The organism is Larkinella bovis (assembly GCF_042655385.1).
GTDB lineage: Bacteria > Bacteroidota > Bacteroidia > Cytophagales > Spirosomataceae > Larkinella > Larkinella bovis.
In genome coordinates, this window is the sequence record NZ_JBHSMA010000001.1 from 1,171,169 (window position 1) to 1,195,467 (window position 24,299).

Sequence of the window (24,299 nt, forward strand, 5' to 3'; positions counted from 1 at the left end):
GGTTTAGATGGAAAGGTACGAAATTGTTTGCGGTTCTTCGATTTACGGTTTCCGGTGGCTGACATGTTCCGGTTTTTATTTACAATAGGGCAACAAAAACCGCATTCCGTACTGGCAAACCGTATCCTACTTCAAAGCAAAGCTGCTCCCCTCCTGCACCAGTTTCTGGTAGAGATCCTCATCGAACTGGTAGTAAAAAGCACCTTTGCGGGACGAGGTTTTATCTTTTTCGTTTAGTTTCACCAGCCATTCCATCGAATTGAGTCGTTTGCTGAAATTGCGGTGGTCGAGGGGCTGGTTGTTGATCGCTTCGTATAAGCTGCGCAACTGCGGGATGGTAAATTTTTCAGGAAGCAGCTCAAAACCAATCGGTTGAATCCGGGCCCGGCGACGAAGCCGGGCCAGTGCTTTTTCCACCATGACGTTATGGTCGAAAATCAACGCCGGTTTTCGGGAAACCGGAAACCACTGGGCATTGTGCGAATCGGCCAGTTCCTTGTTGTATTGGTCGGTGCGAATCAGGGCATAATACGCAATCGAGATCGTCCGGGCCACCGGGTCACGCCGGACTTCACCGTAGGCATACAGTTGTTCCATATACACGCCCGTCAGGCCCGTTAACGTTTCCAGAATCCGTTCGGCCCCTTCGTCCACGCTTTCATCGGATTTCAAAAAACCGCCCATCAGTGACCAGTTCCCTTTTTCGGGTTCAAAGCCGCGTTTGATCAGTAGCAGCTGAAGTTCCTGCTGATCGAATCCAAAAATGATGCAGTCTAACGCAACGAAGTGTTTCTCGTGCTGGTCGTATACGATGTCGGTTGTCAAGGGTAATCGGCGGTTTTACGTACCCACGGAGCGCCGGGCGATCCCGTTCTGTTCGTGTAAGCTACTGGATAAAACACGGCCTAACGTCCGGGGTACGTCAATAAAACACCAAAAATACCAATAAAACAAGTCCGGAAACGACAACGGCCCCCAGCAGGAAAGGCCTTTGTACCCGAAACCAGCTGGAATCCACGGCAAACGCTTTGGGCGAATCCCGGCCCCTGGATTCGAGCAGGCTAATGACAACCTGCAACATGACGCAGGCCCAGAATACCAGCCCCATTCGATTCAGAAACGGAATTCCCGGCGCATTGAATTTCAGGTAGGCCGACAGTGGAATGCTCAACAGGGCAGCCGCCAGCGCCCCGTTGGCCGTGGCTTTTTTCCAGAAAAAACCGAGCAGGAAAATAGCCAGAATCCCCGGCGAAATAAAACCGGTATATTCCTGAATATATTCAAATCCCTGGCCGAAATTCTTCAGAAACGGACTGATGGCCAGCGCAATCAGAAACGAAACCACAATCGCCACGCGCCCCCGCCAGACGGTCTGCTTTTCGGTCAGTGAGGTATTGAAAAATTTCCGGTGAATGTCGAGCATGTAAATCGTTGAAATACTGTTGGCTTTCCCGGCCAGGGAGGCAACGATAGCCGCCGTCAGGGCCGCAAACGCCAGCCCTTTCAGGCCCACGGGCAGCAGATTGAGCAAAACCGGGTACGAGTTATCCGGTTTGACGATTCCCCCTTCGGTAATGCCCGCAACAATCGCCGGATCAGCGTTTTCCTGAAATAGGACGTAAGCCGCCAAACCGGGTAACACCACAATAAAAGGCATCAGAATTTTCAGAAACGACGCGAACAGCAAGCCGTTGCGGGCCGTATTCAGATCAGCGCCCAACGCCCGTTGGGTGATGTATTGGTTACAGCCAAAATAGTTAAAATTAACGATCCACTGGCCACCGATTACAAACATCATCAGCCCCGGCAGCTGGTTGTAAGCATCCGTAAAACCGCCTTTTCCGTCGTGAACCTGGTATTGTCCTTCGCTGAAAATCATGTGCAGATGGCTGTCGGCCCTGTCGCGGATCAAGCCCAGTCCTTCCAGAACGCCCGCGCCCGTGCCCACCCGATCCGATAGCAAATCGAGCGCCAGATAGGTCGTGGCCAGTCCGCCAACCACCAGGCAAATCACCTGAATCACATCCGTGTAGCCGATGACTTTCATCCCGCCCAGCGTGATAAAAACCGCAAAAACCGTCAGAAAAACCGCACAGGACATGAAACCGAAACCGGTCATTTTTTCCAGACTCAGCGCGCCCAGGTAGATGATCGAAGTCAGGTTGACGAGGATGTACAGAAACAGCCAGAAAACCGCCATGATGGTCGCCAGCCGTCCGTCGTAACGGGTTTGTAGAAACTGCGGCATGGTGTAGATTTTATTGCGGATGTACATCGGCAAGAAATAAACCGCAATGATAATCAGCGAAAAACCGCCCACCAGTTCATACACGGAGATCGCCAGGCCCAGTTGAAACGCCTGCCCGCTCATGCCGATAAACTGTTCCGCCGAAATGTTCGACGCAATAATGGAAGCCCCAATGGCCCACCACGTCAGCGAGCCTTCGGCCAGAAAAAAGTCTTTGGAATCGGCGGTTTGTTTGCCCTTGTGCGTATACACCCAATAACCGTAAACGGCCACAATAACGAAGTAGATCAGAAAGATGACATAGTCAGCCGTTTCAAGTCCGAGGGTCATAAGAAGTCAGGAAGGTTTAGGAAAGGTCGGTCGTGCGGGAGGGTCAACACCCTTGTCCGTAATAGGCGTCTTTGCCGTGTTTCCGGAAGTAGTGTTTATCGATCAGGCTTTGTTTGATCCGGGGCGTATCGGGGTTGATGGTCAGCGTCAGGTACGCCATTTTGGCAAGCTCTTCCAGCACCGTTGCGTTATAAACGGCTTTGGCCGGATTTTTCCCCCAGGCAAACGGGCCGTGGCAAGCCACCAGCACCATTTCAACGTCTTCGGCGGATAGGTTCTGCTCCCTGAACACATTCAGAATCTGATTACCGGTTTCGTGTTCATAATCCCCCCGAATCATGTCGTCGGACATAACTTCCGTCACCGGAATCGACACCACCAGGTGATCGGCATGGGTGGTGCCCAGGTTCGGAATTTCGCGCATGGCCTGGGCCCAGGCCACGGCGTAGGTAGAATGCGTGTGGCAAATACCGCCGATATGCCCGAAATGGCGATACAGCAGCGTATGCGTTTTGGTGTCCGACGACGGACGCATTTTCCCCTCAACCAGCCGGTTGTCCAGATCGACCAGCACGATGTCCTGCGCCGTCAGCTCGTCGTACGGAATTCCGCTGGGCTTTATCGCCACCACGCCGGCCCTCCGGTCGATGCCGCTCACGTTGCCAAAGGTATAAATCGCCAGTTTCTGGCGCGGGATTTCCATATTGGCTTCGTAAACTTCTTCTTTCAGTGCTTGGTATTGGCTCATCATAAAGGGGTAAATCAGTGATTGTGTTCGATAAAACCGCCCAGGCTTACATACCGCTGATAAAGGGCATCATAAACGCGCGCCTGCTGGGGACGCGGTTCATAAACGGCATCGAAGGCCGACGCCATGGCTCGCTGGGCCTCGGCGAACGTTGGGTAAATCCCGGCCGCCACGGCGGCACAAACGGCGGCTCCCCGGGCGCAGCACTGGTCGGACTCAGCAACGTTGATTGGCACATTCATCACATCGGCCAGCGTCTGCATCACAAACGCCGATTTGCGGGCCACTCCGCCGATCGCAATTACCTGCCGAATCGGTATGCCCTCTTCCACGAATCGTTCGGCAATTCGCCGGGCTCCGTAGGCGGTGGCTTCCACCAGGGCTTTAAAAACATGGGCGGCACTGCTGCCGAGATTCAAACCGGAAATGGCACCTTTCAGCGTATGGTTTGCATCGGGCGTCCGGCGGCCATTCAGCCAGTCGATGGCGACGATGTCGGTTTCAAGAACCGGCAATTGGCTGGCCTGTTCGGCCAGATACGGAATCAGGGCGGTTTGCAGCGAAGCCGCTTCATCCGCCCTCCCCTGTTGCGTCAACAAACCAGCTACCGGTTCCAGAATCAGGCGGCTAAACCAGGCATAGAGGTCCCCAAAGGCTGACTGCCCCGCTTCCATGCCCAGCATTCCGGGGACGATCGAGCCATCGACCTGGCCGCAAATTCCACGAATCAGCAGATGGCCCACATCGTCGGACGGAGCCATCAACATATCGCAGGTGGAGGTTCCAATCACTTTGACCAGGGCATACGGTTCGATGTTGGCTCCCACAGCCCCCATATGCGCATCGAAACTTCCCACGCCAATGATCACATCCGTCGGAACGCCCAGTTTCCCGGCCCATTCCGCCGAAATAGTTCCCATGGGTTGGTCGGAGGTGTAAGTCTGGCTGAATAACCGATCGCGCAGGCCCGCCAGGAGCGGATCGAGGGTAGTCAGAAATTCGTCGGACGGGAGGCCCTGAAATTCCTCGTGCCAGAGGGCTTTGTGGCCAGCGGCCGTGCGGCTTCGCCGGAGTGTCAGGGGGTTGGTGTTCCCGGTCAATTCGGCCGAAATCCAGTCGCAGTGTTCGACCCACGAAAAAGCGGCTTTTCGAACCGCCGGATCCACCCGCAGGGTGTATAGTAATTTCGCCCAAAACCATTCGGACGAATAAATACCGCCCACGTATTTGGTAAAATCCGTATCCCAGCGGTGGGCCAATTGATTGATCTCTTCCGCTTCCCGATTGGCGGTATGGTCTTTCCAGAGAATAAACATCCCGTTCGGATTTTCCGCAAATTCGGGCAGGAGCGCCAGTGGCGTCCCGTTGGCATCGACCGGCCCGGGGGTAGAGCCGGTGGTGTCGACCGAAATCCCTTTGATCCCGGCAATGACATCCGGTGAAACCCGCTGCAGGGCATTCCGGATCGACTGCTCCAGCCCTTCCAGGTAATCGAGCGGGTGCTGTCGGAATTGCGACTGCGCCGGATTGCAAAACGCCCCGGTTTTCCAGCGGGTGTATTCGTGCACGCCGGAAGCCAGTTCATGCCCCGTTTCCGTATCGACCAAAACCGCCCGCACCGAATCCGTGCCAAAGTCTACACCTATTACAAAAGCCATGGGTTAGGAATTTTGAGTGATGAGTAATGAGTGATGAGTGAAGACGGGGCCGCCCGGCGGTGGTTGGCGGACGCATTAACTCTTCACTCATCACTCTTAACTCCTATAGTATACTTCGTTCCAGCGCAATGCCTGTTTGAAGCTATGAATTCTGGTTTCTTCGTTGATCAGGACGTATTCGATGCCCGCGATTTCGGCAAAATCCTCCATGTATTCCGCCGTGATCGCCTTGCTGAAAACCGTATGGTGCGCTCCTCCGGCCAGAATCCAGGCCGTGGCTGCGACTTTCAGGTTTGGTTTGGCATCCCAGAGCACCCGCGCAACCGGCAACTTCGGCAACGGCTGTTCCGTCGGAACCACCTCTACCTCATTGACCAACAGCCGAAACCGGTTTCCCATATCGACCACCGACGCGTTGAGAGCCGCGCCCGGAGCCACGTTGAACACCAGACGCACCGGATCGGCCTTGCCACCAATCGACAAGGGATGAATTTCGCAGGACGGTTTGCCGTCGGCAATCGACTCGTCGATTTCGAGCATGTGCGCGCCCAGCACCCGCTGACCGCCGGGTGACAGGTGATACGTATAATCCTCCATGAACGAACTCCCCCCCGGCAACCCTGTTCCCATTACCTTAACCGCCCGGCCCAACGCTGCGGTTTTCCAATCGCCTTCGCCCCCGAAACCGTAGCCGTCGGCCATGAGTCGTTGTACGGCAATTCCCGGCAATTGGTTCAGGCCGTGCAGATCTTCGAAGGTATCCGTGAATCCTTTGATCTGGTGATCGTCCAGAAAACCGCGTAAGCCAATTTCAATTTTGGCGGCATCGCGCAAGGCTGCGTGTCGTAAACCGGTTTGCTGCAATTCGGCAACGAGTTGGTATCGCTGTTCATATTCCTTCACCAATTGATTGATTTCCTGATCGGTTACCTGATTGACATACGCGACCAGATCGCCAATGCCATAGCCGTGTACGGCATAACCGAACTTAATCTGGGCTTCTACCTTATCGCCTTCCGTAACGGCCACTTCCCGCATGTTGTCGCCAAACCGCGCAAACCGTGCTCCCTGCAGGTCATGCCAGGCGGCTGCCACCCGCGCCCAGACACTCAGCCGTTCGTGGACTTCCGGATCTTTCCAGTGTCCGACAACTACTTTGCGATCCAGCCGCAAGCGGGAATTGATGAACCCAAATTCACGGTCGCCGTGGGCCGACTGGTTGAGGTTCATAAAATCCATGTCAATGGTTTCCCACGGAATATCCTGATTAAACTGCGTATGCAGGTGCAGCAGCGGTTTATGCAGAATTTTCAATCCGTTAATCCACATTTTGGCGGGCGAAAACGTGTGCATCCACGTAATCAGCCCGATGCAATTGGGCGCATTATTGGCCTCCAGACACAACTTGTAAACTTCGTCGGGGCCAGTCAGGACGGTTTTGAAGACAACCTTGACGGGAATCCGGCCGCCCTGGTTCAGGGCATTAACCAGTAGGCGGGAATGCTCCGCTACCTGCTTCAGGGTTTCATCTCCGTATAAATGCTGGCTGCCCGTTACAAACCAGGCTTCAAGGTGGTCAATCGAAATCATTTCAGGGTTTGCGTTGGATTCGCCTTCCGGTGTGGTTGGGCGTTAGGAAGCAAATATAAAATAAATGTATTTTATACGTTTATAAAAACACAAAAATTTTACGACCCCTAATCCCGGAGCTATGGCAACGGGATTAGGGAACAACGACCAGCACAGACAGGCAAAACCGGCGTATGATTACGCCGGACGATCCGCTTTTCCGCTCCCTTTCGGGCGGCTTTTCGATCGCCGTTTGGAATTGATCCGCCGTTTGTTCTGCGGATGAGGTCCGCCTTTGCCGGGATTGTATTCGAGGGTTTCGCCCAGATGAGCGGGCAACGAAACTTTAGTAACCGTGGTACCCAACAGCCGTTCGATAGCGGCAAACTTCCGCTGCTCGGTTTCGCTGATAAAGGTGTAGGCAATGCCGGTGGTTTCGGCGCGGGCCGTCCGGCCAATCCGGTGGACATAATCTTCTCCGTCGTGCGGCACATCGTAATTGATCACCAGATCGATGTTGTCGATATCGATGCCGCGGGAAAGAATATCGGTGGCTACCAGAATTTTCAATTTCCGGCTCCGGTAATCCAGCAGCACCTGCTCCCGTTCTGCCTGTTCGAGGTCGGAGTGAATTGCTTCGGCGGAAAAACCGGCCTGCTTCAGTTCGCGGGTTAGCTGTTTGACATTCTCTTTCCGCGAACAGAAAATTAAAACGGACGGGAAATTATGTTCTTTCAACAAGTACTTGACCAGCGCAATTTTCTGCTTCTGGTACAGAACAAAGGCTTCCTGAACAATCTTGGCGGGCGGTTTTGACAACGAAAGGGTTATCTCCTCGGGATTAGTCAGGATTTTCCGGGCCAGTTCCCGAATCTTGGGCGGCATTGTGGCCGACAACAACAGGCTTTGACGCTTCGTCGGCAGGAAGGAAATAATCTTGACGATATCCCCATAAAAACCCATGTCGAGCATCCGGTCGGCTTCGTCGAGTACCAGGTACTGCAGCTGGTCGATTTTGGCATACCCCATGTTGAGGTGGCTGATCATGCGACCCGGGGTACAAATAACAATATCCGCCCCCACCGAAAGCGCCTGACGCTCCGTGCTGTAAGAAGCGCCATCTCCTCCGCCGTATACCGCAATCGAACTCACCGAGGTGAAATACGAAAAGCCTTCCAGATTTTGGGCGATCTGGATGGCCAGTTCCCGGGTGGGGACGATGACCAGCGCCTTGATATGATCGTCGGGGCCTGCTGACGTAATCTTATGGAGAATCGGCAATAAATAGGAGGCTGTTTTCCCGGTTCCGGTTTGGGCGGAGACAATCAAATCTCTACCAGCTAAAATAAGCGGAATAACTTGTTCCTGTACAAGTGTGGGTGTATCGTAATTCATGGCATCGATGCCTTCCATCAGGCGGTCATCGAAACCAAAGTCTGCAAATTTCAAGCGTTATAACTGTAGGTTATGTTAAGATTTTGGTCAATATAACACTATTCCGATCATTAAAGCAAATTGTATTAGCGAACAGCCTGCCCGGTCTTCCGAATAGTCGATTTCCGAACAGAGCGTGCCTTAGCGACGGTGAGCTCGTAAAAATGGTTTCAATTTTATTTAAAATGTAAAAAAAACATTTATTACGATTAAATGTTAGTTCCTCCAGGGACACAATCCAGCAGAAGGGATCGTTTTATTTATCCCATTCCATGATTTTTTTTGCATCTTTGAGCGCACTAAAAGCGGCACATTTTTGGCGCATTTCTCCTCACATACAGACGATTCCGTCCTGTGGCACCACTTTCGGGCGGGCGGTGAAGACGGCTATACACACCTGGCCCGGCGGTACTACCGGAAACTGATCCATTACGGACAAAAATTTACGCCCGATGTTCAGCTGGTCGAAGATGCGTTGCAGGATATGCTGGTTCACCTCTGGCTGCATCAGGGCAACCTGAACAATACGCCGTCGGTGCATTTTTACCTGCTCAAAGCGTTTCGTAATCAGCTGTTTCGCGCCCTGAAAACAACGCCAAGCCGGGTTAATCTGAAGGCTCGGTTTGACGACGTTTCTTCGGAAGTTTCGACCGAAGAACTTTACATCCAGCAGGAAACCGACCAGAGTTTTCGCGCCCAAGTCGGCGAGTTGCCGGGTATCCAATCTGATCCTTTCTTATGACACCATCCAAACCTGAGGTCTGGCAACGCGGTCCCTTTCCCGGCCTCCCTCCTTTGCTGCAGCCAGTCGCCCACGCCCTTTTGCAGGCGCAGGAGGAAATTACCGATTTGATGCAGGATTTTCCCAAAGAATTGCTCTGGCAGAAACCGGCCCGGGTAGCATCCCCCGGTTTTCATTTACAGCATCTCAGTGGGGTTTTAGACCGCCTTTTTACGTACGCCCGAGGGGAAGCGCTTTCCTCCGAACAGCGGGAATGGCTGGCGGCCGAGGGAAACCCGTCTGCCGCCGACGATCCCGTTCGGGATCTGGTGGAACGATTTAACACGCAGATTGACCGGGCCATCCACCAGTTAAGGACGACCGATGAAGCCAGTCTGACGGACTTTCGGGGGGTAGGCCGCGCTCAGCTACCTTCCACGGTTCTTGGTTTGCTGTTTCATGCGGCCGAACACACGCAACGACACCTTGGACAGCTTTTGGTAACCGTCCGAGTCTTGCGTGCAGGGCGCGATTGACCTACAGCAGGTTGTCTATTTTCAGCAGCAAATCGTTCATCAGAAACGGTTTTTTGATAAAAGCATCGGGAGATGACTGCGATACACCCTCGCGGGCAATCGGACGTTCGGCCCCCGACATCAGAATAACCGGTAACTTCCAGGAAACCGTCTTCAACCGTTCCAGCACTTCCAGTCCACTGAAACGAGGCATTAACAAATCCAGCAGAACAAGATCGGGACGGTGGTGGGGTGAAAAAATCCAGTTGAGTGCTTCCTGACCATCACTTGCAATCAGCACCTGATATCCGGCTTTGGTAAGTTGGGAGGTTAGTAATTTTCGGCACAAGACGTCATCATCTGCGACGAGGATTCGAAGAGTTCCATTCATGGTTAAGTTTCCGCCTAAAAGCGGCAAGTTACGCTGAGTATACGTTTCTATTCTTAATTGGCTAATGCACTATCTATATAAACTGAATGTACTATCAATGAATAAAGTAGTATTGCTTACGCTTACAGGGTATTAATCAAAACTGGGGAGGGCGACTAAAACAGGCAAATATGACGACAAATGTACTTATAATAACTTAACAGGCAAGGCTTTCCGAAAGAAAATAAATATTATTTTCCAAAATAATCCGATGCGTGAGAAGAGTAGAATTGCCTAGTACTAGGAAACACCTTTTTCATTTATCCGGGACAGGTATGGGCCGGTTTAGCAGGATCAGTCCCACACGTTGTTCCACCCCTTGGACGAGGCAGATCCCTTCGTTAATCGATAAAGAATGAATTTGCTATTTCGTATCCCTCTGAAGTGAGCCGAAAGGCTTTGATCCTGGCAAAGGATGCCGCCGATGCGTTGGTGCTACGGTCGTTAAAATAGGTTTAGCTTCGTCGGCATCGGCGATCCGATTATGCCACTTTGCTAACCGCGCCAAGCCATAGATAAGAAGTCCACTGTCCCGAAACGAAAAACGCTGTTCCTGATATCAGAAACAGCGTTGAGTGGAGATAGTCGGATTCGAACCGACGGCCTCTACAATGCCATTGTAGCGCTCTAGCCAACTGAGCTATACCCCCGTTTTTTTGTGGTGCAAAGATGCGAATTTCTGGAGGAAAAGCAATGTGGCTTTAAAAAATAATTCAGTAATTATTGCTCCACCATTTCAGCATCCGCGATGATGTAGTTCAGTTCGTAGATATTGTCAGCGTTTAATTTGAGCGTGCCCCGGAAGGTCCGGCGCTCGTCGGTTTTAAACTTCAACCCGCTTTTCTTGAACTTCAGCGATACGACCGATTCGGGACCGGCTCCCCCACAGAAGAAACAGGCGCTGTAGGGGAACGCCGAAAGAACATACGTATTGGACTCAATATCAACCGGTAGCACGTAACCGGTCAGTTCGACGGGCTTGCCGCTCAGCTTCTGAATACCGGGTCCGAAGGTCGGATAAAGCATGTAGACCGATTCCTCGGGGTACCATTTCTTCTTAAAAGTCACATCGCGCAGGGTTTCCCACGACAGCTTGACCGGTTCAGCCACTGAAAAACCGGTCGCCGGATGGACCCGGTTTGCGGGCGTAAAGGCAGCCAAACCCAGCAGTCCCAGCAGGGCGATGAAGAAGCTATTTCTTTTCATAACAGGTCGCGTTCAGATAATTACAAATCTCATCGTTTTAAGCATTAAAAACAAGTCTATTGGGGGTTTGGTTCGGCATTTTAATGCCCTTACTTACTAAGTTCCCGGTCCTTCCCTGCTATTATCATAAATTTTGCTACCTTTACCCTAATCAACATGGCTGCCAATAAATCCGTGTCGGAAGTACTAAACGTTACACCCCAGAACAATCAGCCTTCGGCGAGTCACTTTAACCGGCTGTTTCTAACAACGCTGGTCTTTATTGCCGTGCTGCTGACGGTAGCGGAGATTTTCACCCAATTTCAAATCCGACGCGAAGCCGAACGGGTGATGGTAATCCGGATGGCCTCCGCCCAGCGTCACCAGAGTCAACGCCTGGTTAGCAAGGTCCTTCTGCTCAGCCGCCCCAGCGAAGAGGCCCGGTTTCAAACCCATCTGACCGAAATCAAAAAGCTGTTTGCTCAGTTTGAGAAGAACCAGCTGCACATTGAGCAAGGCACGATCCCCGGTTATCCGGTTATGCTCCAGAACAGCGATAGTGTTAAAATGTACTACCGGGATCTGCGGCCCTCTTATTTCGGATTTCGGACGAGCATGCAACGCATTATTGAACTGGCCGAACAAGCCAAAACACCGGCGGAATTTAACGCAGAACTTGATCTGACCTCCCTGCTGGCTAACGAAGGCCCCTTTCTGGACAAAATGGATGAGGTGGTCAAGCAATACATGCGCGAAACGGTATCCAATGTGGAAAATACGCGCTGGCTTGAATTTGTAATTTATCTGTTTACTTTGCTGGCGCTGGTCTTTGCCGGTTGGTTTATTCTTCGGCCGGCGGTCAATAAATTTGAAGGGATCATCGTTCAGTTGGTGGAAGCGGAAACGCGAACCGCCACGACCAATCGCAAATTGTTGTCACTAAACCGGGCGCTGAAGGAAACCCGTCAGCAACTGTTCGATGCCACCCGTCAACAGTATGAACAGAAGATGGACGAGCAGAAGCTTCGGACCTCGTACCTGGTGGCCGGACAGGAAGAAGAACGCAAACGCCTGTCCCGCGAACTGCACGACGGAATTGGTCAGATGCTGACGGCGATTAAATTGCAGGTCGAAAGCTTTGAGAAAAGTCTGAGCGGCCGCGAGAAAGAAATCAAAAGTTTCGTTGTCCTGAAAAACCTGATTGCCCAGACCATTCAGGAAACCCGGAACGTGTCGAACAACCTGATGCCGACGGTTTTAAGTGACTTTGGCCTGGTCCCCGCCGTTAAAATGCTGGCGGACACGCACGACAAGGAAAGCGATATTGATATTATTTTTCACACCAATCTGTCGAACACGCGGCTGGATAAAAGCGTAGAAATCGGGGTTTACCGGATTGCGCAGGAAGCGGTTAGCAATGCCCTCCGGCACGCAAAACCGCACCAGATTACCATTGACTTGTTCGAAAAAGATAATTACTTGCATCTGATTGTCAACGATGACGGAAAAGGTTTCCGGATTCACCGCAGTCGGAAAGAAGACACGAAGCGCCCTTCACAGGGTATTCACAACATGCACGAGCGGGCTGCGCTGATCAACGGAAAGTTCAAGATTTCGTCCGCCCCCGATAAAGGCACCAAAGTTCAGGTTAGTATACCCTTTAAACTCGCACACCAGGAATATGAGTACACTCAAGTTGATGCTGGTTGATGACCACTCGATTGTCCGTAACGGAATACGTTCACTGCTGGAACAAAACGATGAATTTGTCATCGTCGATGAAGCCGGGGACGGTGAAGAAGCCCTCGAAAAATTAAAGACGCACCAACCGGATGTCGTCCTGATGGACATTTCGTTGCCCGGTATGTCGGGTATCCAGACGACCCAGATTATCTCCCGTCTCTACAAAAACATCAAAACCCTGATGTTGTCGATGCACAATAACGAAGATTATATTCTTCGTTCGGTCGAAGCCGGGGCCTTTGGGTACATTCTGAAAGATTCGTCCAGCGACGAGATGATGAAAGCCTTGCGGACCATCGCCAGCGGTGAAAAGTACTTCAGCTCGCCGGTAGCCACCATCATCCTGAATGGCTACATGCAGCAAATGAAAAAAACGGAACGAACCAGCAAAGTTCGGCGTTCTAAACTTTCAAAGAAGGAAAAGGAAATTCTGCAGTTTTTGGTCGATGGCATGAGTAGCCGCGAAATCGCCGAAAAACTACAGCTTTCGGTCCGGACCGTCGATAACCACCGCGCCAATATGATGCGTCGCCTTCAGGTGAAGAATGCCGCCGAATTGGTGAAGATGGCCGTCGAAGAAAAATTAATCTAAAACCGCTTACAGCATATAGTAAAGTTGTTCCTATTCGAACGAATGGCGACAACTTTACTTAATTGTAAATTTTTTAAGGAAGAAATCCTATAGAAATACTATAGGTTACGTAAACACTCCCGATTTATGGCACTCCGATTAGGCGACATTGCTCCGGATTTCACGGCTGAAACCACCGAGGGCACGATTCATTTCCACGAATGGCTGGGTAACTCCTGGGGAATGATTTTTTCTCACCCGGCTGATTTTACACCCGTTTGCACGACCGAACTCGGCCGGACCGCGCAATTAAAGGATGAATTTGAAAAACGCGGGGTGAAAGTCATTGCCGTGAGCGTCGATCCGCTTGACTCGCATACGGCCTGGGTAAAGGATATTAACGAAACCCAGAACACGACGGTTAATTTCCCCCTTATTGCCGACAACGACCGGAAAGTAGCCGAACTCTACGACATGATTCACCCGAATGCGTCCGAAAAAGCAACGGTCCGCTCGGTATTCATCATTGGCCCGGACAAAAAAATCAAGCTGACCCTAACCTATCCGGCCTCTACAGGGCGGAATTTCTTCGAAATTCTACGGGTCATCGATTCGCTCCAACTGACGGCCAACTACCAGGTAGCCACCCCTGCCGATTGGCAGGAAGGCCAGGATGTCATCGTCGTTCCGGCCGTCAGCACGGAAGATGCCATCAAGAAATTCCCGAAAGGCGTCAACATCGTAAAACCGTACCTGCGGACCACCCCGCAACCGAATAAATAAAAGTTGATACCCCAAAAAAGCAAAGGCGGGCCGTGCTACACAGCGCCCGCTTTTGTTTTTTAAGGCCGCAAGACGGTTGGGCAACTGGGTATGCGTGTAGGCATGACACGGTTTGGATACGCCCCTTTACCTCATTATTTGGGAACAATTCGTTCCGCGATCAGTTCGTTCTGTGTAACCATAATTAAACAAGGCATGAACGTACTTGAGCAAAATCCGGTAAAAGGATCGGTAAAAAACCCGAATCCAATGCACAAAGAAGGACCCGTTGCGGAAGCCATCGAGGAACAAACCGCCAAAGTACCTTCGGACGTATTCCTGTGGGCTGCGCTGGCATCGATGGGCGTTTCCCTGTTTTACAAGTTCCAGAACGAAAATGACAAAGCGTTATTTGTGGGACAATGGGCAGCGCCGTTTTTGCTGCTGGGGCTTTATAATAAAATTGTGAAGCTGGAAGGCCACGACTAAGTCCTTCCTCAAGGAAAACAAGAGCGGACGACCGAAGAAGCAGGGTTAATTTCCTTTCTCCGGTCGTCCGCTCTTGTTTTTTTCTCCTTACTTTTGTCCGGTATGAGCGATCTCGTGCTGTTTATATACCGGAAGCGTCACTACCTGTTCTGGCCTTTTCTGGCTTTTTGCCTCGTGCTGGTGGGTCTCTGGTGGAAACGCTCGCAGAAGGAAATCAATGAATTACAGTGGCAATTCGTCAATGGTTACGGGATACGGATGCCCCTGAAATACACGATTCACGGCATCGACGTCTCTCACCATAACAGCCACATCAACTGGAAGCGCGTCCGCCAGGCCCAGGCCGACGGGGTAACGCTCCAGTTTGTCTTTGTGAAAGCCACCGAAGGTGCAACGCTCGTGGACCGGCGGTTTAAACACAACTGGGCTGAAGCCCGAAAAGCCGGTTTGAAACGGGGAGCCTATCATTTTTATCACCCCAAACGTGATCCGGTCAAACAGGCTCAGAATTTCATCCAAGCCGTCCCGTTGAAACCGGGTGATTTTGCGCCCGTACTCGACCTGGAACGCAACGACCGGGGACGGGTTCCGGCCGAAAAATTAATCGCCGATGTCCGCACCTGGCTGCAACGGGTAGAAGACCATTACGGCAGGAAACCGATCATCTACGTCAACCGGCACTTCTACAAACTGTACATTGACGGAAATTTTGATGATTATCCCCTCTGGATTGCTGATTATTCGTCCAATCATCCGAAGGAATTTAACGCCGAACGGTTGTACATTTGGCAGCACAATGAAAAAGGCTCGGTCGACGGCATTCGTGGCAACGTCGATTTCAATGTCTTTGTCTGCGAACCCGAGCGAATGAACGAAATTTGTCTTTGACCCAATATCCCGATGCTACCGACTCATTCTTTTCTGCAACTCCCTGCTTATCAAAAGCTAAAAACGCATTTCGAGCAACTTAAAGAACGGCACCTGCGCGATTTATTTGCCGAAAACCCCCAGCGGTTTGACGAGTTCTCCCTGCGGTTTGACGATATGCTGGTCGATTTTTCCAAAAACCGGATCGATGCCGAAACCCTGCAACTGCTGCGCCAGCTGGCCGGAGAAGCGGGCTTATACGACGCCATCGAACGAATGTTTACCGGCGACCCTATCAATGTTACCGAAGACCGGGCGGTTTTGCACGTGGCCCTGCGGAACCGGTCCAACGAACCAGTGATCGTGGATGGCCAGGATGTCATGCCCGAGATCAATGCGGTTTTGAATAAAATGAAAGGCTTTTCGGAGCGCATTGCCTCCGGCGACTGGAAAGGCTATACCGGCAAGCCGATTACGCAACTGGTCAACATTGGCATCGGCGGTTCGGACCTCGGCCCGGTGATGGTGACGGAAGCCCTCAAACCGTATGCGGTCCAGAAGGACGGAAAACCGCAGTTGCAGGTTTACTTTGTATCGAATGTCGATGGCGTTCACATTTACGAAACGCTGCAAAAACTCGATCCGGAAACAACTTTGTTCATGATTGCGTCGAAAACCTTCACGACGCAGGAAACGATGGCCAACGCGCATTCCGCCCGCGACTGGTTTCTCGACCATGCGCAGGATGAATCGGCCGTTGCGAAACATTTTGTGGCCATTTCCACCAATAAAACAGAAGTTGAAAAGTTCGGGATCGACCCGGAAAACATGTTCGGTTTCTGGGATTGGGTCGGTGGCCGGTATTCGCTCTGGTCGGCCATCGGGCTCTCGATTGCCTGCTACATCGGTTTCGATAATTTTGCCGAACTGCTGGAAGGCGGCCACGCCATGGATCTGCACTTCCGGAATACCCCTCTTGAAGCGAACATTCCGGCTACGCTGGCCCTGATTGGCATCTGGTATAACAATTTTTTCGGCGCTGAATCGCACGCCATTTTACCCTATGACCAGTACATGCACCGGTTTGCGGCCTACTTCCAGCAGGGTGATATGGAGAGCAACGGCAAATCGGTCGACCGCAACGGTCAGCCGGCAGCCTACCAAACCGGGCCGGTGATCTGGGGAGAACCGGGCACCAACGGCCAGCACGCGTTTTACCAGCTAATTCACCAGGGCACCAAGCTGATCCCCTGCGATTTCATTGCCCCGGCCATTAGCCACCGGCCCCTGGGCGATCACCATACGATGCTGCTTTCCAACTTCTTCGCGCAAACGGAAGCCTTAATGAACGGCAAATCCGGTGAGGAAGTGGTAGCCGAACTGAAAAAAGCCGGCAAGACCGAAGAGGAAGTGGCGCTACTGATGCCGTTCAAGGTTTTCTCAGGAAACCGCCCGACCAACTCCATCCTGGTCAGGCAGATTACTCCCCGCACACTCGGCAGCCTGATTGCGATGTACGAACATAAAATCTTCACCCAGGGCGTCATCTGGAATATTTTCAGTTTTGACCAGTGGGGCGTTGAACTGGGGAAACAACTCGCCAACCGCATCCTTCCCGAACTGGCCGACAACAAGCCGGTGTCGTCGCACGATAGTTCGACCAACGGGCTGATCAATTACTATAAAGAGTTGAGGAAAGCTTAAACAATCCAAGACGTACCAAGTTATTTGAGGTGTATGCAGAGCATGCACCTTTTTTTATACAACTTCAACAACACTAAAATCATGAAACGCAACAGTACAATGCTTGCGCTTTGCCTTTTGGGAACGTGGAGCGCCTATGCTCAGATTTCGTCGGATACGACCAGAGTACAATCAACGACGACGACAACGACCGTTACGGAGACCGGAACCGATACCACATACCGTTCCAACACGAACCGCACAACGATGGATACCCCGACGACCAATACAAGCACCTCGGGAAACAGCAACTCATCGTATTCAACAGCCCCAGCATCCAGCACGTACTCATCGAGTAGCACCAGCACCAGCACGGAATACGCCAGCCGGGAAAGCCGACCAAGAACCGAACGTCCTTATAAAGCCTTCACTGGTGGTTTTTACGTCGGAGCCAACTCGACCCGCTACCGGGGAGAGGATATTGATGGAGACAATCCCTCCGGCCGTTTAGGCTACCAGATTGGGGCGTTTGTGCGGGGCGGTGGCCGCCTGTACGGCCAGTTGGGCGTTGAATACTTTGCGTCCAGTTCCAATTATTTCAGCCCCGGCGACGGCTCAAGTCTCCAGGATATTTCCGGGCGGATTAACACCAAATGGTTGCAGATTCCGGCCTATATCGGGGTAAAACTGGCGCAGTCGGAACGCGGTATTTCGGCCGTCCGACTGGCAGTGGGTGCTGAGTACGCCAACCGGCTGAGCAGCAGCAACACCATCAACATCGACAACAATGAAATCAAGAGCGGTACCTTCCTGGGGCTGGTTAATCTGGGCTTCGACATTGGTCCGGTCCTGATTGATCTCGTGTATCACCACGGTTTCTCCGACGCCATCGAAGGCTTCAACAACTCGCAACGCCGGGCGCTGGGTGTTAATGTAGGCTTTAAATTTTAGAGTAGCGTGCTGTTTTCAAGTGCAACGGTGCCGTGGCTCAAGTTCGCGGCACCGTTTTTTTATACCCATTCCGTTAGATCGATACCTTTTCCACAAGCTGGCTGGCCGTCAATTTTTCCTGCTCACCCGTCACCATGTTTTTAAGCGCCAGTAATCCGGTTTGCAATTCTTCGGAACCAATTAAAACGACGTAGGGAATCTGCTTGGCGTTGGCATAATCCAGTTGCTTTTTCACTTTGGCCGTATCCGGATAGGCTTCGGCGGCAATGTTACGAGCCCGCAACTGGCTCAACAACGGTAAACCAACAGACCGGGCTTCGGCATCGAGATGCACCACCAGCACCCGGGTCGATTGCAAACCGGTTTCCGGAAACAGCTTCAGTTCTTCCATGACATCGTAAATCCGATCGACGCCCAGCGATATGCCGACCCCCGACAAACCCGGCATTCCGAACGCCCCCGTCAGGTTGTCGTAACGCCCTCCCCCGCTGATGCTGCCAATTTGCACCCCATTGGCCTTGACTTCGAAAATCGCTCCCGTATAATACGATAAACCGCGTGCCAACGTCACATCCAGCTGAATCCGGGCGTCCGTCAGGCCGTACTGGGCTACCAACGCCCAAACTTCCTCCAGTTCCGTCACGCCTTTCAAGCCTACTTCGGACGCGGCCAGCCAGTTTTTCAACTGGGCAAAAGCCGCCTGGGCCTCGTCCGGGAACTGAAACATGGGGTCCAGTTTTTCGATCGATTCATCCGAAAAACCGCGTTGCTTCAACTCTTCGACCACCTTTTCTTTCCCGATTTTATCGAGTTTATCAATCGCAACCGCCAGGGCGGCTTCCTGCCCTGCCGCCCCCACCACTTCGGCCAGCCCGGTCAGAATCTTGCGGTTATTGATTTTCACCGTAAAATCCTGAATGCCCAGATTCCGCAGGCTCTCGTGCAGCATCAGCACAATTTCGGCTTCACACAGCAGCGAATCCGTCCCGACCACATCCGCATCGCACTGCACAAACTCCCGGTAACGGCCTTTCTGCGGACGATCGGCGCGCCAGACCGGCTGGATCTGGTACCGCTTGAAGGGCATCGCCAACGCGTGGCGGTTCATCACCACGTAGCGGGCAAACGGGACCGTCAGATCATACCGCAAGCCCTTTTCTGCTATTTTCGGGGTTAATTTCCGGGCATTCTCCTGCCAGTCGGCTTCGGTTAAGCCCTGGGAAAAATCACCGGAATTGAGGATTTTAAACAGCAACTGGTCGCCTTCCTCGCCGTATTTCCCCATCAGCACCGACAGGTTTTCGAGAGCGGGGGTTTCAAGCGGTTGAAAGCCGTATCGCCGGAACGTCTGCCGGATGGTGTCCAGCAGAAAAAGGCGTTTGCTCATTTGTTCCGGCCCAAAGTCGCGGGTTCCGCGGGGTACACTCGGTTTTTGCATGCCGCAAAAATAGTAAGCCCGACGGATTGATTATTGGTTTTGTGCAGGATTTCCGTTAATTTTGCGGACAATTTGGAATCAACTTATTCATTTATACGATCATGGGAGTAACTGCACTGAAACGCAAAGACCAGAAAAATAAAGCAAGAGCCAATAATAAAATTGCCCGCATCAAGCAATTGCTGCGTCGTCCGGACATCAAAAATGTAGACGTGGATGCGATCAAAGCCTCATTCGCCGAAAAGAAAAGCGAAGCGGCTGCCTAAGCAAGGGCAGTCCTTTCCGGCTGGGTGGTTACCCGATGGCTTCCCAACGAATGATCCTAACCAGTGATTGCCTCGTTACGCTCGACGGACGGGGTTTTCTTTTTTCAGGCGGTTCCGCAGCATTTTTTTCAGGTATCGGCGAATGATCCGGCGGTTTTCAACCTGCATCCGGAAAATGACGGCTTGGCCAAACAACGAAATCCCGGCATTGATGACGATCAGGCTATACGTGCCGAGCAGAAACCAGCGGTTGAAGGGCTCCCCGGTATGTTTCAGGTGTGCCGCTTCGCTGAAAACACAGAGGCCATAGCCGATCAGCGCCAGGCTGAACGGAGCCAGTAAAAGCCATTTGGTACGGGTACTCATCCGTTTGATGAGTCGCCGACCGGGCGGTTTGGAAGGAGCAACTGCCATCGATTCCGTAATAACTACTAGTAATCAAAGCTCTAATTTAACAGACTAAATTACATTTTGTCTTTAAATCTGTTACTTTATGCGCATTGGGCCCCGGCGGTCATGGCTAAAAACCGCCATCAGCCGGGTTTCGCAGGCCTTTAACTGTGGTATGAAACACCTCATTAGCTTTATTTTACGAACCGTACCGCGTCCGGTTTTGCAGCGCATCAGCCATTACGCCATGAAAGCGATGATGGTTTTCTACCGGGGTAACAACGTCGAATGCACCGTTTGTGGCAAGCATTTTCGGGAGTTTATGCCGTACGGCCGGAACATTCCGCGCCCGAACGCCCTGTGTCCGAACTGTTTAGCCCTCGAACGGCACCGGCTGATGAATCTGTACCTGAAACGGAAAACCAACTTTTACCGCGACAACCTGAAAGTTCTGCACGTTGCCCCGGAGCACTGCTTCATCGATCGCTTCGAAAAACTGCCGAACCTCGATTACATCACCGCCGACATTGAGTCGCCCCTAGCGAAAATTAAAATGGATATCCACCAGATTCCATTTCCCGACAATACGTTCGACGTTGCGTTTTGCAACCACGTGATGGAACATGTCGAGGACGATGCCAAAGCCAGCAGCGAACTCCACCGCGTCCTGAAACCGGGTGGCTGGGCCATCATTCAGTCGCCCATCGACTATAACCGCCCGACGACCTTTGAAGATCCCACCATTACGGACCCGAAAGAACGTGAGCGGCTTTTCTGGCAGAGCGATCACGTCCGGCTTTTCGGTCAGGATTACGCCCAGCGACTGGCCAAAGGCGGTTTTACGGTAATCGAAGATCGGTTCGTTTTTGAATTGCCCCGCGAGGAAGTAAAGCGGTTTTCGCTGCCCGCCGGTGAAATCATTTACCTCTGCAGGAAATAGCCTACGCGCCGTCGACGGGATACGGCCCCTCCGAAAATGAACGGGTGTGGTAGCCTTTCACCCCGATTTGTCTGGCCAGCGGGCTTTGCACCGTATCGCCCGCCTTCAGCCGTTCAAGAACGGTTTTGAAATCGTGCCGGGGTTGCCAGCCCAGCTCCATCCGGGCCCGTTCGTTGACGTAAACCCGGTCAATTTCCGGAAACATCTGCCACCCGCGACGCTCGTATTCGGCCCCAAACGCCGGCACCCGTCTCGCCACCACCTGCGGAGCATCCTGGCGCAAGGCAGCCCGGTCGTCAAACCGGAAGGGCGTGGTGGCACTGATGATATACATTCCGTACCCGATCTCCTCCGCCCGTTCCGCTGCGGCCCAGTGTGCACTCACCGCGTCTTCAATGTCCACCCGGCGGAACAGGTATTCGTTTGCCTTCAGGTTATCATTGGCGTAACCGGACCGGGCGGTTTTGCTGTCGTCGTCTTCCGGGAAAAACCGGGAGGTTCGCAGGATAATACAGGGCAAACCCTGTTTGCGGTAAAACAACCGGCACAGATTTTCCGCGGCTGCCTTGGTGACGCCGTAAATATTTTTCGGAACCGGCGTGACGTCCTCGGTAATCCAGGCAGCGGGCTGGCCCGCAGGCGGTACGAGCGCATCACCAAAAACACTGGTTGTGCTGGTAAAAATAAACCGCTTCACCCCCGCAGCAACCGATTCCTGCAACAGATTGAGCGTTCCAGTCACGTTCGTGTCAATAAACGCCTGCATGCTGTGCGTTCCCACGTGCGGTTTGTGGAGCGTGGCGGTATGAAAAACCGTATCGACCCCCACCAGGCACGATTTTACAACGTCCCGATCCGTGATGGACCCGAGTTGGGTCGTATACGGTGAGGGAAGAATATCCAGGCCGACCACCTCCTCGTTACGCAATGTTAGCGTGAGGGCGAGCGCTTCGCCCAGATGCCCGGCACTACCCGTTACCAAAATTTTCATGCCGTAAAATACAAAAATTCGACAGCAGGTTACGACGGATACTCCAGATTGGCACCGGTTTCCTGGTGACCTTTCGGTTCGCGAAGGCGTTTCCAGCCTTCACTCAGAAAACCAATTCCATACCCCAGAAGCTGAACAAAGGCGGCTCCCACGCTCAGAAAACCGACCTCCAGGCTTTTCTCCTTCCGAACCGCATCAACAAAAATCAGCACCGAAAACAGCACCAGCGCCGAAACTGCCAGCCCAAACAAAACCGGGTGAACGAAATACCAGAGCGGAACCGAAAAGACGAAAAGTGTAAAAACCGCCGGAAAGGTGTGCACCAATCGCAGTTCCGACGGAAAAAACCGGGCGATGTTAATCCGGGCCCGGCCAAAAAACCGGGTCTGCCGGTAAAACTGTTTCAGGTTGGTCCGGCGCTTGTGGTAAATGAAGGCTTCGGGGATCAGGCCGGTTTTGAAGTTGTGGGTAATAATCCGAATCGCAAACTCGATATCCTCCCCCATCCGACTGATTTTGTAGCCGCCGATGGCCTCATACACCTTTCGCGAAAAACCCATATTGAAACTGCGCGGATGGTATTTTCCGCCCAGATTTTTCTTGCTGCCGCGAATGCCCCCCGTCGTAAACGGCGAGGTCATCGAATAACTGATGGCTTTTTGAGTGGGCGTAAAATTCGGATGAGCCGCATCCGGCCCACCATACGCATCAAGCCAGTCGGTATTCAGCCGCCGTTCAACGGTTTCGAAATAAGAGGGTGGCACCAGCGCGTCGGAGTCGAAAATCACAAAATAATCACCGGTCGCCCGTTCAAAACCGTAGTTACGCGTAAATCCCTGCCCGCTGTTCGGTTTGGAAAAGTACCGCAGGTTCAGCCGTTGGTGAAACTCTTCCACCACCTGATTGGCCGGGTTGACCGACCCGTCTTCCACGACCACAACTTCGTCGGGAATCCGGGTTTGCTGGCACAGGCTTTCGAGCAGTTCGCGGAGTTCGTCGGGCCGGTTATAGACGGGGATAATGACGGAAAAACGCATCCGAATCAAATGACCTCTTTCAACGACTCCTCATTGGCCCAGATAATCTCGTCGACCAGTTCATCGGTCAGCGCAACCGACAGGAACAGACTCTCGAACTGCGAGGGCGCCAGGTAAACGCCACGCTTCAGCATCGCCTGAAAATACCGGCCAAAAAGGGCCAGATCCGAAGACTTTGCATCGACAAAATTCGAAACCGGGCGCTCGGTCATGAACAGCGTGTACATCGAACCGAGGTGATTGATCGTGAAGTTGAGCCCCAGGCTGGCCAAGCTGCTTCGGAAACCGGCTACCAGTTTGTCGCCAATTTCAGTCAGACGCGTATAGACTTCCGGGTGTTCGTTCAGATGCCGCAGCATCGCCAGCCCAGCCGACATCGCAATTGGATTCCCGGACAAGGTGCCAGCCTGATAAACCGGGCCGGCGGGTGAAACCATATCCATAATTTCCCGGCGACCGCCGTAGGCACCGACCGGCATCCCCCCGCCAATGATTTTCCCCATCGTCGTCAGGTCAGGCCGGATGCCGAAATGCTCCTGAGCGCCCCCTTTCGCCAGCCGGAAACCGGTCATCACCTCGTCGAAAATCAGCAGAATATCGTGCCGATCGCATAAATCACGCAATCCCTGCAGAAAACCGGGTTCGGGCAGTACGCAGCCCATGTTGCCGACAACCGGCTCCAGAATCACGGCGGCAATCTGATTGGCGTTGGCATCAATCAGGCGTTCAACGGCGAACAAATCGTTGAAGGGGGCCGTCAGCGTATCCAGCGCCGTTGCTTTGGTAACACCGGGACTATCGGGCGTCCCCATCGTAATGGCTCCGCTGCCCGCAGCAATCAGGAAGGAGTCGCCGTGCCCGTGGTAACATCCTTCAAACTTGATCAATTTATCCCGCCCGGTAAACCCGCGGGCCACCCGAATGGCCGCCATGGTTGCTTCGGTGCCGGAATTGACCATCCGGACTTTTTCAACGGAAGGAACCATTTCGACAATCAATTCGGCCATTTCGACTTCCTTGCGGGTGGGTGCTCCGAAGGAAAACGAGTGCTGAATCGCGTCCCGAACGGCTTCTTCCACCGGCTCGAAGGCGTGGCCCAGAATCATCGGCCCCCAGGAATTGATCAGTTCGATATATCGGTTTCCGTCTTCATCAAACAGAAAAGGACCTTTGGCCGATTTGATGAACAGCGGATGGCCGCCAACCGCCCGAAACGCCCGCACCGGCGAGTTGACCCCGCCGGGAATCAATGTCTTTGCTTTCTCAAAAAGTTGTTCGCTCGTAGTCATAGGTAATGAGTGAATGATTGAATGAGAGAATGAGTGAATAGCTC

Annotated in this window: 24 protein-coding genes and 1 tRNA gene; 11 read left to right on the forward strand and 14 right to left on the reverse strand. The window is 52.6% G+C overall.

Annotated features, from left to right (window positions below):
- Positions 1 to 126 precede the first annotated feature (126 nt).
- The 6 genes from ACFPMF_RS04910 to ACFPMF_RS04935 form a co-directional block, all read right to left on the reverse strand.
- On the reverse strand, positions 127 to 825 hold the full coding sequence (locus ACFPMF_RS04910; protein ID WP_379841708.1) for an NUDIX hydrolase: 699 nt from the start codon (positions 823 to 825) through the stop codon (positions 127 to 129).
- A gap of 97 nt (positions 826 to 922) precedes the next feature.
- The gene (locus ACFPMF_RS04915) at positions 923 to 2,578 is read right to left on the reverse strand and encodes a sodium/sugar symporter (protein WP_379841710.1); all 1,656 of its coding nucleotides are present in this window, start codon (positions 2,576 to 2,578) and stop codon (positions 923 to 925) included.
- Positions 2,579 to 2,621: 43 nt separating this feature from the next.
- Positions 2,622 to 3,326 (reverse strand): L-ribulose-5-phosphate 4-epimerase, encoded by a 705-nt coding sequence (locus tag ACFPMF_RS04920; protein ID WP_379841712.1) that lies wholly within the window; start codon positions 3,324 to 3,326, stop codon positions 2,622 to 2,624.
- A gap of 14 nt (positions 3,327 to 3,340) precedes the next feature.
- Complete coding sequence (locus ACFPMF_RS04925) at positions 3,341 to 4,984, reverse strand: ribulokinase (RefSeq protein ID WP_379841714.1); 1,644 nt, start codon at positions 4,982 to 4,984, stop codon at positions 3,341 to 3,343.
- Between the two features lie 96 nt (positions 4,985 to 5,080).
- Positions 5,081 to 6,574 carry an L-arabinose isomerase gene (gene araA / locus ACFPMF_RS04930; protein ID WP_379841716.1) on the reverse strand — a complete coding sequence of 498 codons (1,494 nt, stop codon included), beginning with the start codon at positions 6,572 to 6,574 and terminating at the stop codon, positions 5,081 to 5,083.
- 177 nt (positions 6,575 to 6,751) lie between these two features.
- Positions 6,752 to 8,002 (reverse strand): DEAD/DEAH box helicase, encoded by a 1,251-nt coding sequence (locus ACFPMF_RS04935; protein WP_379841718.1) that lies wholly within the window; start codon positions 8,000 to 8,002, stop codon positions 6,752 to 6,754.
- Positions 8,003 to 8,303: 301 nt separating this feature from the next.
- Here ACFPMF_RS04935 and ACFPMF_RS04940 point away from each other — a divergent pair, with 301 nt between their 5' ends.
- A complete protein-coding gene (locus tag ACFPMF_RS04940; RefSeq protein ID WP_379841720.1) occupies positions 8,304 to 8,729 on the forward strand; it encodes an RNA polymerase sigma factor in 426 nt (141 codons plus the stop codon).
- Complete coding sequence (locus tag ACFPMF_RS04945; protein ID WP_379841722.1) at positions 8,726 to 9,244, forward strand: DinB family protein; 519 nt, start codon at positions 8,726 to 8,728, stop codon at positions 9,242 to 9,244. Before ACFPMF_RS04940 ends, ACFPMF_RS04945 begins: the two co-directional genes overlap by 4 nt.
- A 1-nt stretch (position 9,245) precedes the next feature.
- Here ACFPMF_RS04945 and ACFPMF_RS04950 read toward each other — a convergent pair whose 3' ends face one another.
- The 3 genes from ACFPMF_RS04950 to ACFPMF_RS04960 all read right to left on the reverse strand — a co-directional run bounded on the left by ACFPMF_RS04950 (position 9,246) and on the right by ACFPMF_RS04960 (position 10,859).
- Positions 9,246 to 9,614: a response regulator gene (locus ACFPMF_RS04950; RefSeq protein ID WP_379841724.1), complete on the reverse strand. Its 369-nt coding sequence runs from the start codon at positions 9,612 to 9,614 to the stop codon at positions 9,246 to 9,248.
- A gap of 615 nt (positions 9,615 to 10,229) precedes the next feature.
- Positions 10,230 to 10,303: transfer RNA gene (locus tag ACFPMF_RS04955), tRNA-Ala, on the reverse strand.
- A gap of 70 nt (positions 10,304 to 10,373) precedes the next feature.
- On the reverse strand, positions 10,374 to 10,859 hold the full coding sequence (locus tag ACFPMF_RS04960) for a DUF3299 domain-containing protein (protein ID WP_379841726.1): 486 nt from the start codon (positions 10,857 to 10,859) through the stop codon (positions 10,374 to 10,376).
- A 156-nt stretch (positions 10,860 to 11,015) separates the two neighbouring features.
- Between ACFPMF_RS04960 and ACFPMF_RS04965 the strand changes: the two genes are divergently transcribed.
- The 7 genes from ACFPMF_RS04965 to ACFPMF_RS04995 all read left to right on the forward strand — a co-directional run bounded on the left by ACFPMF_RS04965 (position 11,016) and on the right by ACFPMF_RS04995 (position 17,904).
- The gene (locus ACFPMF_RS04965; protein ID WP_379841728.1) at positions 11,016 to 12,548 is read left to right on the forward strand and encodes a sensor histidine kinase; all 1,533 of its coding nucleotides are present in this window, start codon (positions 11,016 to 11,018) and stop codon (positions 12,546 to 12,548) included.
- Positions 12,520 to 13,173, forward strand: a complete 654-nt coding sequence (locus ACFPMF_RS04970) for a response regulator transcription factor (protein WP_465262182.1) — start codon at positions 12,520 to 12,522, stop codon at positions 13,171 to 13,173. Before ACFPMF_RS04965 ends, ACFPMF_RS04970 begins: the two co-directional genes overlap by 29 nt.
- Before the next feature lie 126 nt (positions 13,174 to 13,299).
- The gene (locus tag ACFPMF_RS04975; protein WP_379841730.1) at positions 13,300 to 13,935 is read left to right on the forward strand and encodes a peroxiredoxin; all 636 of its coding nucleotides are present in this window, start codon (positions 13,300 to 13,302) and stop codon (positions 13,933 to 13,935) included.
- 195 nt (positions 13,936 to 14,130) lie between these two features.
- Entirely contained in the window at positions 14,131 to 14,403 is a 273-nt protein-coding gene (locus tag ACFPMF_RS04980) for a hypothetical protein (RefSeq protein ID WP_379841732.1), read from the forward strand.
- Between the two features lie 102 nt (positions 14,404 to 14,505).
- Positions 14,506 to 15,291, forward strand: a complete 786-nt coding sequence (locus ACFPMF_RS04985) for a glycoside hydrolase family 25 protein (RefSeq protein WP_379841734.1) — start codon at positions 14,506 to 14,508, stop codon at positions 15,289 to 15,291.
- Positions 15,292 to 15,303: 12 nt separating this feature from the next.
- Positions 15,304 to 16,974: a glucose-6-phosphate isomerase gene (gene pgi, locus ACFPMF_RS04990; protein WP_379841736.1), complete on the forward strand. Its 1,671-nt coding sequence runs from the start codon at positions 15,304 to 15,306 to the stop codon at positions 16,972 to 16,974.
- 81 nt (positions 16,975 to 17,055) lie between these two features.
- Positions 17,056 to 17,904, forward strand: coding sequence for a PorT family protein (locus ACFPMF_RS04995; RefSeq protein WP_379841738.1), 849 nt, complete (start codon positions 17,056 to 17,058; stop codon positions 17,902 to 17,904).
- A gap of 73 nt (positions 17,905 to 17,977) precedes the next feature.
- Here ACFPMF_RS04995 and hisS read toward each other — a convergent pair whose 3' ends face one another.
- Entirely contained in the window at positions 17,978 to 19,342 is a 1,365-nt protein-coding gene (gene hisS / locus ACFPMF_RS05000; protein WP_379841740.1) for a histidine--tRNA ligase, read from the reverse strand.
- A gap of 101 nt (positions 19,343 to 19,443) precedes the next feature.
- Between hisS and ACFPMF_RS05005 the strand changes: the two genes are divergently transcribed.
- Positions 19,444 to 19,608 carry a hypothetical protein gene (locus tag ACFPMF_RS05005; protein ID WP_379841742.1) on the forward strand — a complete coding sequence of 55 codons (165 nt, stop codon included), beginning with the start codon at positions 19,444 to 19,446 and terminating at the stop codon, positions 19,606 to 19,608.
- Between the two features lie 75 nt (positions 19,609 to 19,683).
- Here ACFPMF_RS05005 and ACFPMF_RS05010 read toward each other — a convergent pair whose 3' ends face one another.
- The gene (locus ACFPMF_RS05010; protein ID WP_379841744.1) at positions 19,684 to 20,022 is read right to left on the reverse strand and encodes a hypothetical protein; all 339 of its coding nucleotides are present in this window, start codon (positions 20,020 to 20,022) and stop codon (positions 19,684 to 19,686) included.
- Between the two features lie 151 nt (positions 20,023 to 20,173).
- Here ACFPMF_RS05010 and ACFPMF_RS05015 point away from each other — a divergent pair, with 151 nt between their 5' ends.
- On the forward strand, positions 20,174 to 20,938 hold the full coding sequence (locus ACFPMF_RS05015) for a methyltransferase domain-containing protein (RefSeq protein ID WP_379842745.1): 765 nt from the start codon (positions 20,174 to 20,176) through the stop codon (positions 20,936 to 20,938).
- A gap of 1 nt (position 20,939) precedes the next feature.
- Here ACFPMF_RS05015 and ACFPMF_RS05020 read toward each other — a convergent pair whose 3' ends face one another.
- Genes ACFPMF_RS05020 through hemL form a run of 3 tightly spaced genes read right to left on the reverse strand, consistent with a single transcriptional unit; the run spans position 20,940 to position 24,255 of the window.
- On the reverse strand, positions 20,940 to 21,929 hold the full coding sequence (locus ACFPMF_RS05020; RefSeq protein WP_379841746.1) for an NAD-dependent epimerase/dehydratase family protein: 990 nt from the start codon (positions 21,927 to 21,929) through the stop codon (positions 20,940 to 20,942).
- Positions 21,930 to 21,958: 29 nt separating this feature from the next.
- On the reverse strand, positions 21,959 to 22,966 hold the full coding sequence (locus ACFPMF_RS05025) for a glycosyltransferase family 2 protein (RefSeq protein WP_379841748.1): 1,008 nt from the start codon (positions 22,964 to 22,966) through the stop codon (positions 21,959 to 21,961).
- A gap of 5 nt (positions 22,967 to 22,971) precedes the next feature.
- Positions 22,972 to 24,255, reverse strand: coding sequence for a glutamate-1-semialdehyde 2,1-aminomutase (gene hemL / locus ACFPMF_RS05030; RefSeq protein ID WP_379841750.1), 1,284 nt, complete (start codon positions 24,253 to 24,255; stop codon positions 22,972 to 22,974).
- Between the last annotated feature and the right edge of the window lie 44 nt (positions 24,256 to 24,299).

Excerpts from the sequence above, each read along its gene's own strand:
- ACFPMF_RS04915 (WP_379841710.1), bottom strand. The coding sequence starts at position 2,578 with ATGACCCTCGGACTTGAAACGGCTGACTATGTCATCTTTCTGATCTAC.
- ACFPMF_RS04920 (WP_379841712.1), bottom strand. The coding sequence starts at position 3,326 with ATGAGCCAATACCAAGCACTGAAAGAAGAAGTTTACGAAGCCAATATG.
- ACFPMF_RS04925 (WP_379841714.1), bottom strand. The coding sequence starts at position 4,984 with ATGGCTTTTGTAATAGGTGTAGACTTTGGCACGGATTCGGTGCGGGCG.
- araA (WP_379841716.1), bottom strand. The coding sequence starts at position 6,574 with ATGATTTCGATTGACCACCTTGAAGCCTGGTTTGTAACGGGCAGCCAG.
- ACFPMF_RS04945 (WP_379841722.1), top strand. The coding sequence starts at position 8,726 with ATGACACCATCCAAACCTGAGGTCTGGCAACGCGGTCCCTTTCCCGGC.
- ACFPMF_RS04950 (WP_379841724.1), bottom strand. The coding sequence starts at position 9,614 with ATGAATGGAACTCTTCGAATCCTCGTCGCAGATGATGACGTCTTGTGC.
- ACFPMF_RS04960 (WP_379841726.1), bottom strand. The coding sequence starts at position 10,859 with ATGAAAAGAAATAGCTTCTTCATCGCCCTGCTGGGACTGCTGGGTTTG.
- ACFPMF_RS04965 (WP_379841728.1), top strand. The coding sequence starts at position 11,016 with ATGGCTGCCAATAAATCCGTGTCGGAAGTACTAAACGTTACACCCCAG.
- ACFPMF_RS04970 (WP_465262182.1), top strand. The coding sequence starts at position 12,520 with ATGAGTACACTCAAGTTGATGCTGGTTGATGACCACTCGATTGTCCGT.
- ACFPMF_RS04975 (WP_379841730.1), top strand. The coding sequence starts at position 13,300 with ATGGCACTCCGATTAGGCGACATTGCTCCGGATTTCACGGCTGAAACC.
- ACFPMF_RS04980 (WP_379841732.1), top strand. The coding sequence starts at position 14,131 with ATGAACGTACTTGAGCAAAATCCGGTAAAAGGATCGGTAAAAAACCCG.
- ACFPMF_RS04985 (WP_379841734.1), top strand. The coding sequence starts at position 14,506 with ATGAGCGATCTCGTGCTGTTTATATACCGGAAGCGTCACTACCTGTTC.
- pgi (WP_379841736.1), top strand. The coding sequence starts at position 15,304 with ATGCTACCGACTCATTCTTTTCTGCAACTCCCTGCTTATCAAAAGCTA.
- ACFPMF_RS04995 (WP_379841738.1), top strand. The coding sequence starts at position 17,056 with ATGAAACGCAACAGTACAATGCTTGCGCTTTGCCTTTTGGGAACGTGG.
- hisS (WP_379841740.1), bottom strand. The coding sequence starts at position 19,342 with ATGCAAAAACCGAGTGTACCCCGCGGAACCCGCGACTTTGGGCCGGAA.
- ACFPMF_RS05005 (WP_379841742.1), top strand. The coding sequence starts at position 19,444 with ATGGGAGTAACTGCACTGAAACGCAAAGACCAGAAAAATAAAGCAAGA.
- ACFPMF_RS05010 (WP_379841744.1), bottom strand. The coding sequence starts at position 20,022 with ATGGCAGTTGCTCCTTCCAAACCGCCCGGTCGGCGACTCATCAAACGG.
- ACFPMF_RS05015 (WP_379842745.1), top strand. The coding sequence starts at position 20,174 with ATGAAACACCTCATTAGCTTTATTTTACGAACCGTACCGCGTCCGGTT.
- ACFPMF_RS05020 (WP_379841746.1), bottom strand. The coding sequence starts at position 21,929 with ATGAAAATTTTGGTAACGGGTAGTGCCGGGCATCTGGGCGAAGCGCTC.
- ACFPMF_RS05025 (WP_379841748.1), bottom strand. The coding sequence starts at position 22,966 with ATGCGTTTTTCCGTCATTATCCCCGTCTATAACCGGCCCGACGAACTC.
- hemL (WP_379841750.1), bottom strand. The coding sequence starts at position 24,255 with ATGACTACGAGCGAACAACTTTTTGAGAAAGCAAAGACATTGATTCCC.